This window comes from Chryseobacterium sp. 1B4 (assembly GCF_036631475.1).
In the GTDB taxonomy this organism is placed as follows: domain Bacteria; phylum Bacteroidota; class Bacteroidia; order Flavobacteriales; family Weeksellaceae; genus Chryseobacterium.
In genome coordinates this window covers 30,749-47,947 of the sequence record NZ_JAPNUF010000011.1, presented here as the reverse complement: position 1 = coordinate 47,947, position 17,199 = coordinate 30,749, and the positions used below count along the sequence as shown (strand labels likewise).

12 protein-coding genes and 2 pseudogenes are annotated in these 17,199 nt (G+C 37.5%); 5 read left to right on the top strand and 9 right to left on the bottom strand.

The features are described from left to right. Positions 1-354: 354 nt before the first annotated feature. The 4 genes and pseudogenes from OWR28_RS22200 to OWR28_RS22185 form a co-directional block, all read right to left on the bottom strand. Positions 355-3,060, bottom strand: coding sequence for a TonB-dependent receptor domain-containing protein (locus tag OWR28_RS22200; RefSeq protein WP_332388558.1), 2,706 nt, complete (start codon positions 3,058-3,060; stop codon positions 355-357). A gap of 445 nt (positions 3,061-3,505) precedes the next feature. Continuing rightward, positions 3,506-4,156, bottom strand: a complete 651-nt coding sequence (locus tag OWR28_RS22195; protein WP_494168510.1) for a hypothetical protein — start codon at positions 4,154-4,156, stop codon at positions 3,506-3,508. A gap of 72 nt (positions 4,157-4,228) precedes the next feature. Next, on the bottom strand, positions 4,229-4,915 hold the full coding sequence (locus OWR28_RS22190) for a response regulator transcription factor (protein WP_002982671.1): 687 nt from the start codon (positions 4,913-4,915) through the stop codon (positions 4,229-4,231). Positions 4,916-5,076: 161 nt separating this feature from the next. Further along, a pseudogene (locus OWR28_RS22185) lies at positions 5,077-6,618 on the bottom strand (sensor histidine kinase). Positions 6,619-6,818: 200 nt separating this feature from the next. On the opposite strand from OWR28_RS22185, the gene OWR28_RS22180 reads away from it, so the two are divergent. Next, positions 6,819-7,304, top strand: a complete 486-nt coding sequence (locus OWR28_RS22180) for an SRPBCC domain-containing protein (protein WP_332388556.1) — start codon at positions 6,819-6,821, stop codon at positions 7,302-7,304. 110 nt (positions 7,305-7,414) lie between these two features. Here OWR28_RS22180 and OWR28_RS22175 read toward each other — a convergent pair whose 3' ends face one another. The 5 genes from OWR28_RS22175 to OWR28_RS22155 form a co-directional block, all read right to left on the bottom strand. Continuing rightward, the gene (locus tag OWR28_RS22175; protein ID WP_312286669.1) at positions 7,415-7,753 is read right to left on the bottom strand and encodes a hypothetical protein; all 339 of its coding nucleotides are present in this window, start codon (positions 7,751-7,753) and stop codon (positions 7,415-7,417) included. Between the two features lie 290 nt (positions 7,754-8,043). Further along, positions 8,044-10,089 carry a S9 family peptidase gene (locus OWR28_RS22170; RefSeq protein WP_332388555.1) on the bottom strand — a complete coding sequence of 682 codons (2,046 nt, stop codon included), beginning with the start codon at positions 10,087-10,089 and terminating at the stop codon, positions 8,044-8,046. Between the two features lie 146 nt (positions 10,090-10,235). Next, on the bottom strand, positions 10,236-11,765 hold the full coding sequence (locus tag OWR28_RS22165) for a T9SS type A sorting domain-containing protein (protein ID WP_332388554.1): 1,530 nt from the start codon (positions 11,763-11,765) through the stop codon (positions 10,236-10,238). Positions 11,766-11,926: 161 nt separating this feature from the next. After that, positions 11,927-12,667: a uroporphyrinogen-III synthase gene (locus OWR28_RS22160; protein ID WP_332388990.1), complete on the bottom strand. Its 741-nt coding sequence runs from the start codon at positions 12,665-12,667 to the stop codon at positions 11,927-11,929. A 12-nt stretch (positions 12,668-12,679) separates the two neighbouring features. Further along, positions 12,680-13,351, bottom strand: a complete 672-nt coding sequence (locus OWR28_RS22155) for a DUF4271 domain-containing protein (protein WP_332388553.1) — start codon at positions 13,349-13,351, stop codon at positions 12,680-12,682. A gap of 240 nt (positions 13,352-13,591) precedes the next feature. Here OWR28_RS22155 and OWR28_RS22150 point away from each other — a divergent pair, with 240 nt between their 5' ends. From OWR28_RS22150 to OWR28_RS22135, 4 genes and pseudogenes are all read left to right on the top strand, one after another. Further along, positions 13,592-14,308 carry a polyprenol monophosphomannose synthase gene (locus OWR28_RS22150; protein WP_002982694.1) on the top strand — a complete coding sequence of 239 codons (717 nt, stop codon included), beginning with the start codon at positions 13,592-13,594 and terminating at the stop codon, positions 14,306-14,308. Then, positions 14,281-14,682, top strand: a complete 402-nt coding sequence (locus tag OWR28_RS22145) for a DUF4296 domain-containing protein (protein ID WP_332388552.1) — start codon at positions 14,281-14,283, stop codon at positions 14,680-14,682. The genes OWR28_RS22150 and OWR28_RS22145 overlap by 28 nt, the downstream gene beginning before the upstream one ends. Before the next feature lie 66 nt (positions 14,683-14,748). Then, positions 14,749-15,878 (top strand): annotated as a pseudogene (tgt, locus tag OWR28_RS22140) (tRNA guanosine(34) transglycosylase Tgt). A gap of 6 nt (positions 15,879-15,884) precedes the next feature. After that, positions 15,885-16,997: an LptF/LptG family permease gene (locus OWR28_RS22135; protein WP_232722906.1), complete on the top strand. Its 1,113-nt coding sequence runs from the start codon at positions 15,885-15,887 to the stop codon at positions 16,995-16,997. Positions 16,998-17,199: the final 202 nt, after the last annotated feature.

Genomic DNA, 17,199 nt, shown 5'->3' with positions numbered 1-17,199 from the left:
GCAGATGGTAAAAATCAAACCTTATAGGTTTCAAAAACCTGTAAGGTTTTGTTTATTCAGAGAGCATCTGTCAGTAATTTATCCCCAATAAGAACTCTACCGGCTAACAGCACTCCCAGCTTCACTCTTCCATCTTCCCGCCTTAAAACGTCGCATCAATTAAAATATCGATTATACAGGAAGTGTATCCCCAATAAGAACTCTACCGGCTAACAGCACTTCCAGCTTCACTCTTCCATCTTCCCGCCTTAAAACGTCGCATCAATTAAAATATCGATTATACAGGAAGTGTATCCCCAATAAGAATTCTACCGGCTAACAGCACTCCCAGCTTCACTCTTCCATCTTCCCGCCTTAAAACGTCACATCCAGCCCCACATAGAAGTTCGCTTTCATAATCGGAGCGTATACCATTCCACCGTCAAAATAACTTCCGAAAGGATTTTTAAAATCTACAATCGCGTTTTTCTGATAATAAGAAGTAAGGTTTTCACCTCCCAGATAAGCTCTGATCTTTTTATTGAAGTTTCTTGATATCTGAGCATTCAAAACAGCATAAGATTCAGAATAGGCTGGCAGCTGAAACTCTGCCGGGTTACTTGATGTATCAGGAAGTCTCTGTTTTCCCACCCAGTTTAAAGTAGTATCAAAGCTCCAGAATCCTCCATTATTATTTTTATTGGTTGAATACGCTAAGTTTACAAATCCTCTGTGCTTTGCCATAAAAGGAACTTCTCTTCTTCCACTGATATAATCAGCCTGTACATCATAGTATTTATAAGCCAGTCTTACCTCAAGATTTTTTACAGGCATGAAATCCCATTGGGTCTGGAATGAATTCGCAAAAGATTTTCCATCCAGGTTATAGAATGTCAGCTGTTGAGGAGATTTATCCAGATCCACCAATACCTGATCCTGGAAATCCGTTCTGAAGAAGTCCGCAATAATGCTGGATTTCCTCCCGAACAACTTAAATTCCTGCTGTAAACTTGCACCGTAATTCCAGGCAATTTCAGGCTTTAAACCGTAAATATTTCCTCCGTTGGGTAAAATATTGATAGCCCTGTTTGAGGCAAAATACTGCTGGCTTTCCGCAAATACATTTGCAGTTCTGAAACCTCGTCCTGCAGAAAGTCTTAAAATTGTCTGAGGCGTGAAGTCATATTTGAAATTAAGCCTTGGGGTAAACTGAGTCCCTGCCAGATTATGAAAATCTACTCTGGAACCTGCTACTAAAGTGTATTTTAAACCTGTTAAAGTATATTCAGCAAAAATTCCCGGCACAATTTCATTTCTTCTCATATCATCCAGTAAATACGTTTCTTTATAGCCGTCATATAAGAAACTTGCACCTGCCTTATACTTATGGTTGGTATTTCCGATGATACTTTCAAAAATTAAATTGGAATAGTACGTATGCTGCTGTCCTGCATAATTTCTCAATCCGAAGAAACTGTCCTGTTGGTGATAAACGTACTGGTTCATCCAGCCGATACTTTGATAAGGCTTTCCCTTAAAAACATACCCCGTCTTATTCCAGACCTGGAACCTTGAAATATCGATTCCTACCCCATAAAAAGGCTGTTTGTCCTGACCCAGTTTTTTATCAAAACCAATTTCTCCCGCCGTTCTTTCATCTCTGATAAAATTAATTCCGAAGTGAGACCCGAATCCCGACTTTTCAAGATCGTTATAATTCAGCAAATAGGCTGCGTTGATCTGTGTTCCTTTCGGTCTGTCCAGAAAGCCGTCATGATTCATATCCGTATTCCCAAAAGTTCCGTTGCCGTGAAGAAGAAAGGTTTGTGACCATTTATCGTTGATAGGAGAAACATTGGTAATATTCACTTCAGCTCTTCCATTAAAATCAGAGAAAAGGTTTAATGATGTTTCCGGAGTCTTTGCATTCTTCAGAAGTTCAGTGTTGATCTGTCCTGTGATACTTTCATAGCCGTTCGTTACGGTACTTCCTCCTTTGGTAAGCTGAATACTTTCAATCCATCTTCCCGGAATAAAATTTAAGCCATAAGCAGAAGCCAGTCCTCTGATTTCTGGTAACTGTTCTTTTGTTAAGCTGGTATATTTCTGATCCAGACCAAGCATTTTCAGCTGTTTTGTTCCTGTAACAGCATTGCTGAAAGAAACGTCCACTGTTGCATTGGTTTCGAAACTCTCTGACAGGTTACAGCAGGCTGCCTTTAACAGCTCTTTTTTATCAATATTAAAAACAAGCCCGGCTTCTTTCTTACTTAAAGCTGTTGCTGCCTTAGAACCGGTTACGACAACTCCATCAATACTTTTTTCATGCTGGGAATGATCTTCTTTAGCTGATGAGGTCTCATGGATGTTATGATCTTCGTGCTTTGTTTCTTCTTCGTAATGTACTGTTGGATTAGCTTCCCCAAAAGTAAAATCCCTGTCATACAGGCAGCATCCCGGAAGACTATGGTAAACAGCATCTGAGGCTTTGTATCTTTCATTGTCGTGACCAGCATCAGCAATAGCTTTTAAAATCTTATCTGATGAGGTTTTTGACGGATCGAAATTTAAAGTAACCGTTTGTTTCTCTGCATTCCATTCAGCAGTACCGGCACCTGCTTCTTTTGCTGCCTTTTCGATTCTGGCTTTACATGACGCACAGTTTCCTCTTACATAGAATTCATTCACTTTTTTAGTGGAAATAGTAGCTTCTGCATGGTGTTCATGATGTGCTTCTGCCTGTGAAGGCTGCAGATCTCTATCGTAATGACAACATCCCGGGAGCCCTTCATAAGTAGTATCAGGAGCCTTGAATTTCTCATTATCATGGCCGGCTTCTGCTACCTTTTTTAAAATATCGTCGGCAGATGTCTTGTCTGTTTCTAACGTTAAGGTTTGAAGATCAACAGAGTAAACTGCTGTTTTAGCCCCTGCTTTTTTAGCAGCATTTTCAATTCTTGTTTTGCACATTTCGCAGTTCCCTTTTACTTTGAACTGGTTTTTAGAAAGTGTCTGAGCAGATATTAATTGTGTAAACAGGAATAATACACCAAGTATCAACCTGGAAATAGATAATTTCATTTTGTTTAAAGTTTAAATTAATTAAAACAGTTCACTATAAGACATAATGAACCCTTGAGATTTAATTAACCTATCTTGGGCGGCTGCCAGATTTCCTTTAAACGGTCTGAAAGATAAGGATCTGAATATTGAAACTGAGCATTCTTATTCGCTTTGTAATAAGACAGTTCCAGACGCAGATTTTTTGAGAAGGGGTTTCAATAAAAGTGTAGCAGGCCACACATGATGAGCAGCAGTCATCATTACATGATTTTTTGTTGTCATGCTGGCTGTCTTTTTTTGAATGATGATTTTTACAGCAGTCCGTTTTTTGGGAAGATTCTGCCTTACAGCATGTTTCCTGCATAGATTGCGCATAGAAGTTATCCTTGGGAATCAAAAAACTCCCAGGCAAAACACTATGGCAAGTAGGTGAAACAGCTTCATCTCTGCAAAAATAAGAAATTTATGGCAAAGGATCACCAACTTTCAGAGAACAGCTGTGCCAGGGTTCACCATGAGCAGGATTTAACTTTGGTTTTTCTCCCATTGCGAGATTCTGTGAAGCAGGCGCTGGCGCTGGGGCCGGAGTTGTCTGTACTGCATTTTGAGCGGGTTGGGGAGCCGGAGCAGGCTTGCTGTTTAATGGCTGCCCTACAGGAATATCACATCGATGGCCAGGTTGCCCGTGAGGCGGATTCATTCCCGGGGCGGTTTTTACCTGTTTTCCGTTATTATCCAGGGTAATTTTTCCTGGTGATACAGCATTAGGATCAATCTGGACAATATTGTTTCCCGTTGTATTTATATTTTGTGAAGCAGGAGTGGCTGTTGCAGGAGCACTGTTTAATGGCTGGCCTACAGGGATATCACAACGGTGTCCCGGCTGTCCGTGTGGAGGATTCATCCCCGGAGCGGTAGCCATAGGAGCCGGGGTTGGATTAGACTGAATGCCTGCCTGATCCATAAGTGCTGTTTTTGAGGTCGTATTAAGGGCTACGTTGGGTTGTCCGGCATTAGCTTCTTCTTTTAAATAAGTAGCTCTTTCATCTTTTTTACAAGATGCAGCTAATAATGATACGGCGATCAAACCTATAAATGTATTCTTCATATCCATGGGTATGAAACAAAATTAGCAAAACATTTTCAATTGTTTTGCTAATTTTATACTTATAATTTGATTTTTGGATTAATTTTTTACCAAAAGCCTAAATCCTTCTCCATGAACGTTGATGATTTCCAATCCTTCATCATCTTTTAACAGCTTACGAAGTTTTGCAATATAAACGTCCATACTTCTTGCGGTAAAATAATTTTCTTTTTTCCAGATTTTTCTTAAAGCAAGATCTCTAGGCATAAAATCATTTCTGTGAATGCAAAGAAGCTTCAATAATTCATTTTCTTTCGGTGAAAGCTTGTACTCCTTATCACCTACTTTTAGCTGTCTCAGCATAGAGTCGAAGAAAATGTTGCTGATCTTGAACTGCTCCTGCTCTTCATTTTCCAGGGTAGAACTTCTCTGAAGAATTGCTTTGATTTTATATAAAAGAAGCTCAGTATCGAAAGGTTTTGTAATGTAATCATCAGCGCCTAACTGGTATCCCTTTAAGATATCTTCTCTCATATTTCTTGCGGTAAGGAATATGATGGGTGTATTTTTATCAATCTTTTTTACGTCTTCTGCTAATGAAAACCCGTCTTTTTTAGGCATCATTACATCAAATATGCAGATGTCGAATTCATTTTCTGTAAATTCTTTAAGTCCCTGCTCCCCGTCAGTGGCAAGAGTTACTTCAAAATTATTGATGGTCAAATAATCTTTAAGCACCGCCCCGAAACTCTGATCGTCCTCTACTAATAATATTCTGTTGCTCATAATTTTAATAATTAATAATTAACAATTAAGAATGAACTTTCTCACTCTATCTTCTATATTTTGATATTTGGTTTAACTTTTATAATGGATGAATGATCATTGATAATTGATGTGAAGAAGGTTTTTTATCATTTATCGTTTATCATCTATCATTTAATTTTCTAGCTCATTGGCAGCTTTATCGTAAACGTACTTCCTTTTCCTTTATGAGAGTCCACGATAATCTGTCCTTTGTGCAGTTCTACAATTTTTTTAACGTAGGAAAGTCCTAATCCCTGTCCTTTTACGTTGTGTATATTTCCGGTTTCTTCCCTGAAGAATTTCTCAAAAATTTTGGTTTTATTCTGAGTATCCATTCCCATCCCCTTATCAGAGATTTCAATCACATACCAGTGCCCTTCATTTCTTGTTTTCACATGTATTTCCGGTGCCTCAGGAGAATATTTATTGGCATTGTCCAGTAAGTTGACCAACATGTTTGAGATATGGAATTCGTCTATTTTAAAATTATAATGAGTGGCGTTGAACTCCTGTGTAAGGGTTCCGTTTCTTTGCTGTACAATCAGATTGAAAGATTCTGTAGTTTTTTTGATAAGCTCTCTTACATTGGTTTCTTTTAAGAACAGCTCTACTTCATTTCTTTCAAGCTTCGACATATTAAGCACGTTTTCCACCTGCTTTTTCATCCTCAGGTTCTCCTGCTTGATCAGTTCGGAATAGTATTTTACCTTATCCGGATTGGTGGCAATTTTGTCATTAGCCAATGAATCCGTTGCGACAGAAATGGTTGCCAATGGTGTTTTAAACTCATGGGACATATTGTTGATGAAGTCGGTTTTTACTTCAGCAAGTTTCTTCTGTCTCATCATATAATTGATGGAAATAATATAAATTCCAAGAATGGTAAGAAGAGAGAGGAATGTTCCCAGCAACATTGGCCAGTTGTTCATCGCAAGGGAATATTCTTTTTAGGGAATACCAGTGCAAGGCTGTATAAGGTATTTTTCTTATCTGCAAACAGAGGAAAGCTGTAAGTATTACTGTCTTTTTTCTTTGTAGGCTTTGTTCGCAATACTTGTAAGTTTGTTGTTGCGGTCAAGAACTCCATATCCGAACTTGGCAGTAATTCCTCTTATTTTAAGTTCCTTCGCAATGACGGAATCAAGTGTTTTTGAATCTACTCTTTTGGTAATCGGAAGATTGTTTCCATATACTTTCACAAATTCTTTCATGGAATAGTCGCCGGTTTCAATTTCCTGGTTAATATCCGTGGTAAGAAGTTCGCGATTGGTAGTATCTCTTTTTATTTTATAGGCTGCTTCGTCTGTATATAAGGTTGTCAGCTTAATAGAATCTCCTTTCTGAGAAATCGGAAGCTGCGTTTTTTCAATAATATTCTTGGAATAGATGATCTGTCTCTGGGTGCCGGAGTCTTCCACCTGCTGAATCGTAGTTAAGGATGGCTGCTTACTGTTGGCAATAATATTTTTTCTGAAATCTTTGTAATCCTGATTCAGGTACTTGTCGGCTTCAATCTCTTCAATACTTTTTGAAGTACTTTCCAAAACTGCATATACTTTGTTTGAAAAATCCTGTTCCAGTACACCGTAATAGCCTTTCAACCAATAAAATTGGAGCGTTACAAAGACAATCAGTGAGATGGTCATAAACACCGAAATTATTGGGATGAATTTGTTATTCATTATTTATTTATATATGTTTTGGAAAAATGAATGTTAAAATTAATTGTTTTAAGACTACGTAAACAAAAAACGAGCCAAAAAATTGTGTTTTTTTTCTTAAAACAGTGTTTTTTAACAATTATTTATGAATTATCTTTTACTTGCCATATGAAAAGTCCTTTCAGTAAATAAAGTCCTAACTTTATTAAAAATTAATATGTATGGAATCTAATATCATTTTCAACAAAGATTTTGATGCGCTCAGTACTTATGTCATGAAAATTTATAAGGCTGATGTTTCAACAGTATGGAACCATTTTACCCAGGCTGAGTTATTGGATCAATGGTGGGGGCCTAAACCCTGGAGATGTGAAACGGTAAGCCAGGACTTCAGGGAAGGAGGGGTTTGGTTTTATGCCATGGTAGGGCCCAACGGGGAAAAAGGATATTCCCGTTCTGAATACGGAGAAATTACAGAGCACAGAAGCCTTGACTGGATGAGTGCTTTCTGTGATGAGAAAGGAAATGTAAATGAGGATTTTCCAAAATCAAAATGGCTGATCGGCTTTACAGAAGTGGAAGAAGGGACCAAAGTAACCATTAATATTCATTACCAGTCTCAGGAAGTGATGAAAAAGATGCTGGATATGGGGTTTGAACAGGGATTTACCATGGGATTGAATCAGTTGGAGGAACTGATCGGATAAATTTAACATACGATAGTTATTGATAAATAAAAGAGGATTTTCCATGGAAAATCCTCTTTTTATTATCGGCAGGGATTAACTTCCTGCTTCATTCTTCAAGCTTCGATCCTTTATAAAAGCTCTTCCTCCTGAAAATACTGAATAATTGCCTTTTTCATCAGCAAGGTCTGCTCATTTGGCTTTAATTCCGGAAGTTCTTCCAGTTTATCAAACTGCGGCCATCCGTCTTCATAGTGTGTGAATTTATAATATCCAAAGGGCTCCAGCAGCCTGCACACAGCAATGTGAATCAGGTTTACTTTGTCGTCTTTTGTATATTTCTGCTGGCCGCTTCCCAGCTCCTGTAACCCTATCAGAAATAAAAGGGTTTCGATGGGAGGGTTCTTCTCAGTCTGAAAATTGTCTTCGAAGAACTGTTCTATTTTTTTCCAATATTCGGACTCGTTCATATAATTGATAAATGATGATTAATGATTGATATTGTTAACGCTTTAATTCTTCTCCTGATTTCTTTTGTAGGCGGAGGTTACTTTAAAATTTCACTGGCTTCTTGCTCTGCACATTGCTCTATAGTTACTTGCTGTAGATGGAACAGATCTGAAGACTTGTTTTCTTATATTTGGATATTCATCAGAATATGGAATACCAGACAACTCATTAATGATAGCAATGGTTAAAGATTGGTCTTTTGTGCAAACATCTGATTGTAGTTGTTGTCTGTGTTCATATCAATTATCGTTTATGAATTATCATTTATTTTTAAAAGAAATGCATACTCCAACGCGTCTTCTTTCAGGGATTCAAATCTTCCGCTTGCTCCTCCATGTCCGGAACTCATATCTGTTTTAAAAATTAAAATATTATCATCTGTTTTCAGCTCTCTCAGTTTTGCGGTCCATTTTGCCGGTTCCCAATACTGTACCTGTGAATCATGGAATCCTGTAGTGATCAGCATGTGTGGATAGTCTTTAGCTTCTACATTATCATAGGGAGAGTAGTCTTTCATATAGTGATAATATTCCTCATCGTTTGGATTTCCCCATTCATCATATTCTCCGGTAGTCAAGGGAATAGTATCATCCAGCATGGTGGTAACAACATCTACAAAAGGAACCTGTGCTACAATCCCATTGAATAACTGAGGCTCATAATTGACCACAGCACCTACCAGCAGTCCGCCGGCACTTCCTCCCATTGCATACATGTGTTTTGATGAAGTATAATTTTCCTTGATCAGATATTTTCCTGCATCAATAAAATCGAAGAAAGTATTTTTCTTGAACAGCATTTTTCCGTCTTCATACCATTCTCTTCCAAGATATTCTCCCCCGCGGATATGAGCAATAGCATAAATAAATCCTCTGTCCAGAATCGATAATCTTACATTCGAGAAGCTGGCGTCCACGGTATGTCCATAACTTCCGTACCCATACAGAAGAAGAGGTGTGTCAGCTGATTTTTTGGTGTCTTTATGATACACTAAAGAAATAGGAATTTTTGTCTTGCCATCCCTTGAATCTGCCCATATTCTTTCCGAAACATAGTTTTCAGGAAAAAATTTTCCGCCCAGGACTTCCTGCTGCTTCAGCAGTTTTGTAGTCTTCTCCTTCATGTTATACTCATAAGTTGAGCTTGGCTGGGTAAGAGAAGTATAACCGTAACGTAAAATTTCTGTATCAAATTCCAGATTGACACCGATATAAGCCGTATATGTTGGATCAGAAAAAGGCAGATAATGCGATTCCTGTGTTGTTTCATCAATGATTTTGATCTGAAGCAATCCTTTTTCTCTTTCTTCAAGAACCAGGTAATCTTTAAAGATTTCAAAGCCTTCCAGCAAAACTTCTGCGCGGTGCGGAATGACATCAACCCAGTTTTCCATACCGCAATTATCAATTTTTGTTTTTACAATCTTGAAATTGAAGGCATCATCAGCATTGGTAATGATATAAAATTCATCCTCATAATGCTCAACCGAATATTCAAGGTCGTCTATTCTAGGCTGGATTATGGTCCATTCTGCAAATACATCGTCAGAAGGAATAAAGCGGTGCTCATCAGAAATAGTGCTTGAGCTTGCAATAAAAATATATTGTAAGGATTTTGTCTTAAATACATTCACATCAAACGTTTCATCTTCTTCGTGGAAGATCAGAACATCATCCGCTGAATCTGTTCCCAATTGATGTCTGTATACCTGGAATGCACGAAGATTCTTATCTTTTCTGATATAAAAGACATGCTGGTTGTCATTAGCCCAGACAGCTTTTCCTGTAGTATTTGGAATTGTATCAGGAAGGATTTCTCCGGTTTTTAAGTTTTTGAAATTCAGCGTGTAAATTCTTCTTCCTACATTATCTGATGAAAAAGAAGCCAGTTCGTTATTGGGACTCACAGCTACACTTCCTACTTCAAAGAAGCTTTCGCCTTCCGCAAGAATATTAACGTCAAGCACAATTTCTTCTTCATTATCAAGGCTTGTGTGCTTCCTGCAGAAAATAGGATATTCCTTGCCTTCTTCATAACGCACAATATACCAGTATTCATTAAAGAAATAAGGCAGAGATTCATCATCCTTTTTATAGCGTGCCTTCATTTCTTCGAAAAGCTCTTCCTGAAGGGCTTCGGTATCTTTCATGATAAATTCCGCGTAAGCATTTTCTTCTTCAATATATTGGATGACTTCCGGGTTTTCTCTTTCATTCAGCCAGAAGTAATTATCGATTCTTTTATCGCCGTGGGTTTCTAATATTTTTTCTATTTTTTTTGCCTGTGGAACTTTCATCCGGATATTTTTATTTTTACGTCTTATATTTTTTCTTTTTTAGAATGTTTTTTCAGAGACGTTTTTATTCAATGTTAATTATTGTTCAAATATAAGAAAGGCTATCAAATTTATGATAGCCTTTATAATTAATATTAATTATAGGGTTATTTTTTTATTGTTTTAATGGTTTTTGTAGTTCCGTCATTTAGTTTTAATATAAGTAAATAGACTCCTTCTTGTACCTCTCCAAGCTGTAGTGATGATGAAGGTTTTTCAATGGTTTTAACCAGGCTCCCTGAAGCATCCACTACTGATATCGATTGTACTTCAGAGATATTGGAAACAGTAAGGATATCAGTAAAAGGATTTGGAGATACCTGGATTTTTTTACTGTTTTCAGAAACTTCATGTGTAGACAATGCCGTATTATCATAAGCTGAAATCTGGAACTCTCCATTGTCTGAGATTGAGTCATATTTCCATACACTTACATACAAGATGGTGCCTGGGATCTGTCCGGTTAATGAGATTGGGGAATAGATATCGTTGCTACAATTAATTTCTGCTAATGAACCGCAAGTTCCTCCGTAAACGGTAAGTACAGGGTCATAAAATGGAGAGCCTGAAGCTTCCTGTGCTTCTATCTTTATATTTCCGCTCTGTGGTACCACTACCGTAAACCATACATTCTCAACAGCATTTGAATTGCAGGATGGCAGAGATCCGTCAGTAATTGCGCCTGCATTGTTTGAAGTGATGGCTCCTGAAGCGAAATCTGTTCCTACTGTTAATAGTTTTGCCTGTGCGCATTTATCATTAGCAGGAGGAATAGGGTCATAAGCTGAAATCTGGAACTCCCCATTGTCTGAGAATGAGTCATATTTCCATACACTTACATACAAGATGGTGCCTGGGATCTGTCCGGTTAATGAGATTGTGGAATAGATATAGTTGTTACAATTAATTTCTGTTAATGAACCGCAAGTTCCTCGGTAAACGGTAAGTACAGGGTCATAAAATGAAGAGCCTGAAGCTTGCTGTGTTTCTATCTTTATATTCCCGCTCTGTGGCACCACTACCGTAAACCATACATTATCAATGGCATTTGAATTGCAGGATGGCAGAGTTCCGTCAGTAGTTGCGCCTGCATTGTTTGAAATGATGGCTCCTGAAGCGAAATCTGTTCCTACTGTTAATAGTTTTGCCTGTGCGCATTTATCATTAGCAGGAGGAATAGGGTCATAAGCTGAAATCTGGAATTCTCCATTGTTTGTATTGGAATCATGTTTCCATACACTTACATACAAGGTAGTTCCAGGAGTCTGGCCCGATAATGATACTAACGAAAACCCTGAGTTGTAATCATCATTACAACCGATTTCGGTTAAAGCACTACAATTGCCGCTGTAAACAGTAAGTACTGAATTATAAAAAAGTGAACCGCCCCAGCCTGTTCTTATTGTGAGACTGCCACTTGCCGGCACTACTACTGTAAACCATACATTGTCGGCAGCTTGTGGGCTGCATGCAGGTAAAGAGCCGTCAGTAGTTGCATTTAAATTTGTAGAGGTGAGTGCTCCAGAGGCAAAGTCTGTTCCCACTGTCAGCGGTATTGCTCCCGAACAGTTATCGTTTTGTGCATTTACAAATACAATAGTTAAAAAGAGTACACCGAATAATAATAATTTTTTCATATTTTTTCTCTTAAAGGTAATGAAAAATTCAATCTGTCAAGAAAAAATATGATTTAACTATTTGATTTACAGGCGTTAAAGTTGTATTATTTTAACTGGTTTTGAAATAAATAAGCCACCTTTTCAATAAAGAAAAGATGGCTTATTTATTTTATACTAAATTATTTATGAAGAGCTTTAATATATTTTTCTAAAGCCATCGTCATAGAAGGTGTTTCTTTTGTAGGTGCCATAAGATCTACTTTTAATCCCGCTTCTTCCGCAGCTGCCAAAGTCGTATTTCCGAAAACACCGATTTTGGTTTCTTCCTGCTTGAAGTCAGGGAAGTTTTGTTGCAGTGATTTGATTCCCTGCGGACTGAAGAAAATCAACATGTCATAATCTTTGACGTTGATATCTGTAAGGTCGCTGCATACGGTACGGTACATAATTGCTCTTGTCCAGTCTACATTAGATGCATCCATGGTTTTTACAATATCCGGACTTAAAACATCTGAAGATGGCAGCAGATATTTTTCAGATGGGAATTTTTTGAAAAGAGGCAACAGATCTGAGAAATTTTTCTCCCCAAAACTGATTTTTCTTTTTCTGTACACAATATGCTTTTGAAGATAGTTGGCAATTGCTTCCGACTGGCAGATATATCTCATCGTATCCGGAACGGCAAAACGCAATTCCTCTGCGAGTCTGAAGTAATGGTCAATCGCATTTTTACTGGTAAAAATAATACCGGTATACTGCGTCAGATCTATTTTCTGTGTTCTGAGCTCTTTATTGTCAACCCCTTCGACGTGGATAAATGGACGGAAATCAATCTTTATTTTTTCCTTCTTCGCTATATCCAGATATGGAGAAGACTCACTAGGCGCTGGTTGAGAAACCAATATAGACTTTATTCTCATCATTGACTTTTATTAAAAAAATAACAACTTCCAAAGCAATAATAATGGTGCGATTTGGAGGGTGCAAATATACAAAAATTTATAATACCATTTCTCCGGAAGAATCTTGTTCTTGTGAAATAAATAGAAAAAAACCTTGAAAATGAATACAAAAGAAAAGAAGCAGAAATAATATAAAAACATTTTATTTCTGTCTATCGGGAAGTAATAGTGGGCTACACAAAGAATTATCAGCAAAAAAGATAAGATGAAATAAAATTTTGTGGAGGTAAAATAAAAAATAGTCCATTTTTTTCCATCCCCTATACTTTGATAAAATAAAAAGCCTAATGTAGATTTTATTACATAAAAAAACAGCACTGCCAGCATAGTATACCCGAATTTATTAAGCTGATATCCGAAAAGCTGAAGGTCCGCAATAAATTTCGGTACAACAGGAACGTACTGTGAAATTAATACAGAAAGGGTAAGGGTGGTTACACAGGATGTGATAATCCAGCTGGGAAGGTTATTACTCGCATCAAAATATTTCTGAAGCAGAAAATCTTTGAGACTGGCATCCCTTTCTATGATGTTCATCATAAAAACATATAAAAAGATACAGCCCACAAGGATAAAGATTACCCAATCATTATGCTCAGGTATTCTTACGTGATTGATGAAGTGTTGTTGTGATGATGGCAAAATTTAAGTTTTTTATTTATTATTTAACTCCGGATTACACAGTGCGGCATACATTTTCCTATTACCTGATCCATGCATCTGCAGTTAAAATATTTGCTCTCATCGATTTTACGTATTGTTCAGATCTGTTGAATAAAAGTTTCTGTTTCATCCGCTTAATCCCCGAGAAATATTTTTGCAAAATTATAGATTATTTTGTATAAAATAAAAAGGTTAAATAAACTATCTTTGCAAACTGAAATGAAAAAACTTGTCATCATCCCAACCTATAACGAAAAGGAAAATATTGAAAATATTATTTCCGCAGTTTTTGCATTGGAGGATGACTTTCATATCCTGGTAGTGGATGATACTTCTCCGGATGGAACGGCAGAGGTTGTAAAAGAATTGCAGAAGAAATATCCGCATTATCTCCACCTGTCAGTAAGACATGTGAAAGACGGTTTGGGAAAGGCATATATTCATGGGTTTAAATGGGCTATCGAAAATAAGTATGATTATATTTTTGAAATGGATGCCGATTTTTCACATAACCCGAATGACCTGCCGAGACTTTTCGAAGCCTGTCTAAATGCAGATATGGCCATCGGCTCCCGCTATTCAAAAGGGGTAAATGTAGTGAACTGGCCTATGGGAAGAGTATTGCTTTCTTACTTTGCCTCAAAATATGTAAGGTTTGTGCTGGGGCTTCCAATTCATGATACTACAGCAGGATTTGTCTGCTTTTCAAGAAAAGTATTGGAAGAAATAGGGTTGGACAATGTAAAATTAAAAGGCTACGGGTTTCAGATAGAAATGAAATTCAGGGCATTTAAAAAAGGCTTCAGAATTGTGGAAGTTCCAATCATATTTACCAACAGAATTTTAGGAGAAAGCAAAATGAACGGCGGAATTATCCATGAAGCTGTTTTCGGAGTATTGAACTTAAAATGGAAATCAATCATCAACAGATTATGAAACTGATGAAAAAGCTGATCTTTATTTTCGTTTTGCTGGGGCTGTTTTCGTGCGGCGATTATATTGATAAGCCTAAAAACCTGGTCGATAAAGGTATGATGGCAGAAATAATTGCTGATCTTGCGATCAATGATCAGGCTATCTATGTATATCCTGACAAAAATATGGAAGCAGGTACAAGAGCTGTCCTGAAATCATATAAGGTAAAGCCTGATGATTTTGTAGACAGTTTCAAATACTATGTAATTAAAGAAGAAATGGATGGGATTGCTAATGATGCACAGGAAATATTACTGAAAAAAGATCCCAAAGCAGATAAATACATAAAGGATAAAATGAAACAGAATGGTGCTGTAATACCTTTAGTAAGGTAAAAGAGCATACGAGTTTCTGTCCTGCAGGAAATCACTGATAAAACAGTGCATTAAAAAAGTATAGAGATGAAATTTTTTACTATAGAAAAGACCTCTGAAGGAAAAGCAAGAGCAGGGAGATTACCACAGATCACGGGAAGATTCAAACACCTATTTTTATGCCAGTGGGAACTGTAGCAAGTGTGAAAACAGTTCATCAGAGAGAATTAAAAGAAGACATTAAAGCCCAGATTATTCTGGGAAATACTTATCACCTTTACCTTCGTCCCGGAATGGAAACGATGCAGGATGCAGGTGGTTTACATAAATTCATGAACTGGGACCTTCCTATCCTTACCGATTCAGGAGGTTTTCAGGTATTTTCACTGGCCAGTAACAGAAAGATGACGGAAGAAGGAGCGAGATTCAAATCTCACATCGACGGAAGTTATCACATGTTTTCCCCGGAGAGATCAATGGAAATTCAAAGACAGATCGGAGCCGATATTTTCATGGCTTTTGATGAATGTACTCCTTACCCATGTGATTACAATCAGGCAAAATCATCCATGGAACTTACCCACCGCTGGCTGAAAAGATGTATTGAATGGACCAATAATAATCCTGAATTATACGGACATAAGCAAAGACTTTTCCCGATTGTTCAGGGATCTACTTATTCCGACCTTAGAAAAATTTCTGCTGAAGTGATTTCCGAAGCAGGAGCAGAAGGGAACGCGATCGGAGGACTTTCCGTTGGAGAGCCAGAAGAAGAAATGTACAGAATCACCGATGAAGTAACAGACATTCTTCCTAAAGAAAAACCAAGGTATCTGATGGGAGTAGGAACTCCATGGAATATCCTTGAATCTATCGGCCTGGGTATTGATATGATGGATTGTGTAATGCCAACAAGAAATGCAAGAAATGCAATGCTTTTCACATGGCAGGGGGTAATGAATCTTAAAAATGAAAAATGGAAACGTGACTTTTCACCTTTGGACGAATTCGGGACCAGTTTTGTAGATCGTGAATATTCAAAAGCGTATCTTCGCCACCTGTTCGTATCTAAAGAATATCTGGCAAAACAGATTGCTTCAATTCATAATCTTGCATTCTATCTGGATCTGGTAAAAGTAGCCAGAGAGCATATCATTGCAGGAGATTTTTATGAATGGAAAAACTCTGTAGTACCGGTTCTCAGACAAAGACTATAAGAAAATATGCTTAAAATTGTAGACAGATATATCATAAAAAAATACCTTGGAACTTTCAGTTTCATGCTCGTATTGTTGTCTATAGTGGTCCTCGTAATTGACGTACAGCAGAAAATCCCAAGGATAGAAAATGCCAAAGCCATTGATCCGAAACTGGATCTGATGTATTTCCTGATCCATTTCTATCCCTTCTGGATTATTAATCTTGTGGTAACCTTTCTTTCCATCCTGGTTTTTATTTCGGTAATTTATTTTACCTCCAGAATGGCAAATAATACCGAAATTGTTGCCATCATCAGTAGCGGAGCCAGCTTTCACAGGTTTTCAAAACCATATCTTCTTACCTCTATTTTTATTGGTCTGATTGCCCTGGTGGTATATCATATGGTACTTCCATGGGCCAATATCAAGAAAAATGAGCTGGAAGCCTATACCTATAATGCAGCCAATAAAGAAAAAATCTTAGGAACCGCTCCGGCTTCTTCACAGCTGAGCAAAACAGAATATATCTTCGTTGATTCCTGGAACAAAAGGGAAAAAAGAGGATCAAGTTTCGTTTATCAGAAATATGATAAAGACAGAAAAATGACCTACGAGCTAAAAGCCAGCGAAGTATATTGGGACAAAGACAAAAAGCAGTTTGTCTTAAATAATTATTTGGAAAAAACAATCAATAAAGACAATTCAGAAAAGCTTAATAACGGAATAGAACTAAGGAAAAACTATGGGCATTCCCCGGAAGAGCTTTTCCCGAACGAGCTTTTGGGGCAGAATAAAACCACTCCGGAACTCTTAAAGTTTATTGAAAGAGAAAAGGCAAGAGGTAACAGTAACCTGAATTCTTACCTGAATGAGCTTCATCAGAGAACTTCAATGCCTGTTTCAATCATCATTCTGACATTTCTGGCGCTTTCCCTGTCATCACAAAAGAAAAGAGGAGGGTTGGGAATTAACCTGGCGATAGGGATTTCATTGGCCTTTATTTTCGTGTTTTCATTTGAAGCTTTAAAAGTAGTTTCGGAAAATAAAAGTCTGTCTCCGGCGCTGGCAATGTGGCTGCCCAATCTGGTCTTCCTGCCGCTTACTCTTTACCTTTATATCAAAAGAGCCAATCAGTAAAGTAATTTTACTTCCTTGTGGTAAAAGGAACGCATCCCGTCTTCCAGCTCTATCCAGAGTTCACCTTTTTCGTCTGCTTTTCGGATGATGCCATTTTGTCGCTCTTTTTCAATTTCAAAGACTGATATCTCATCCTTTCTGAAAAGGTTGGTATTGAATCCATCCAGTATCTCCTGATCAGATGGAATGTTTTTCAGTTTTT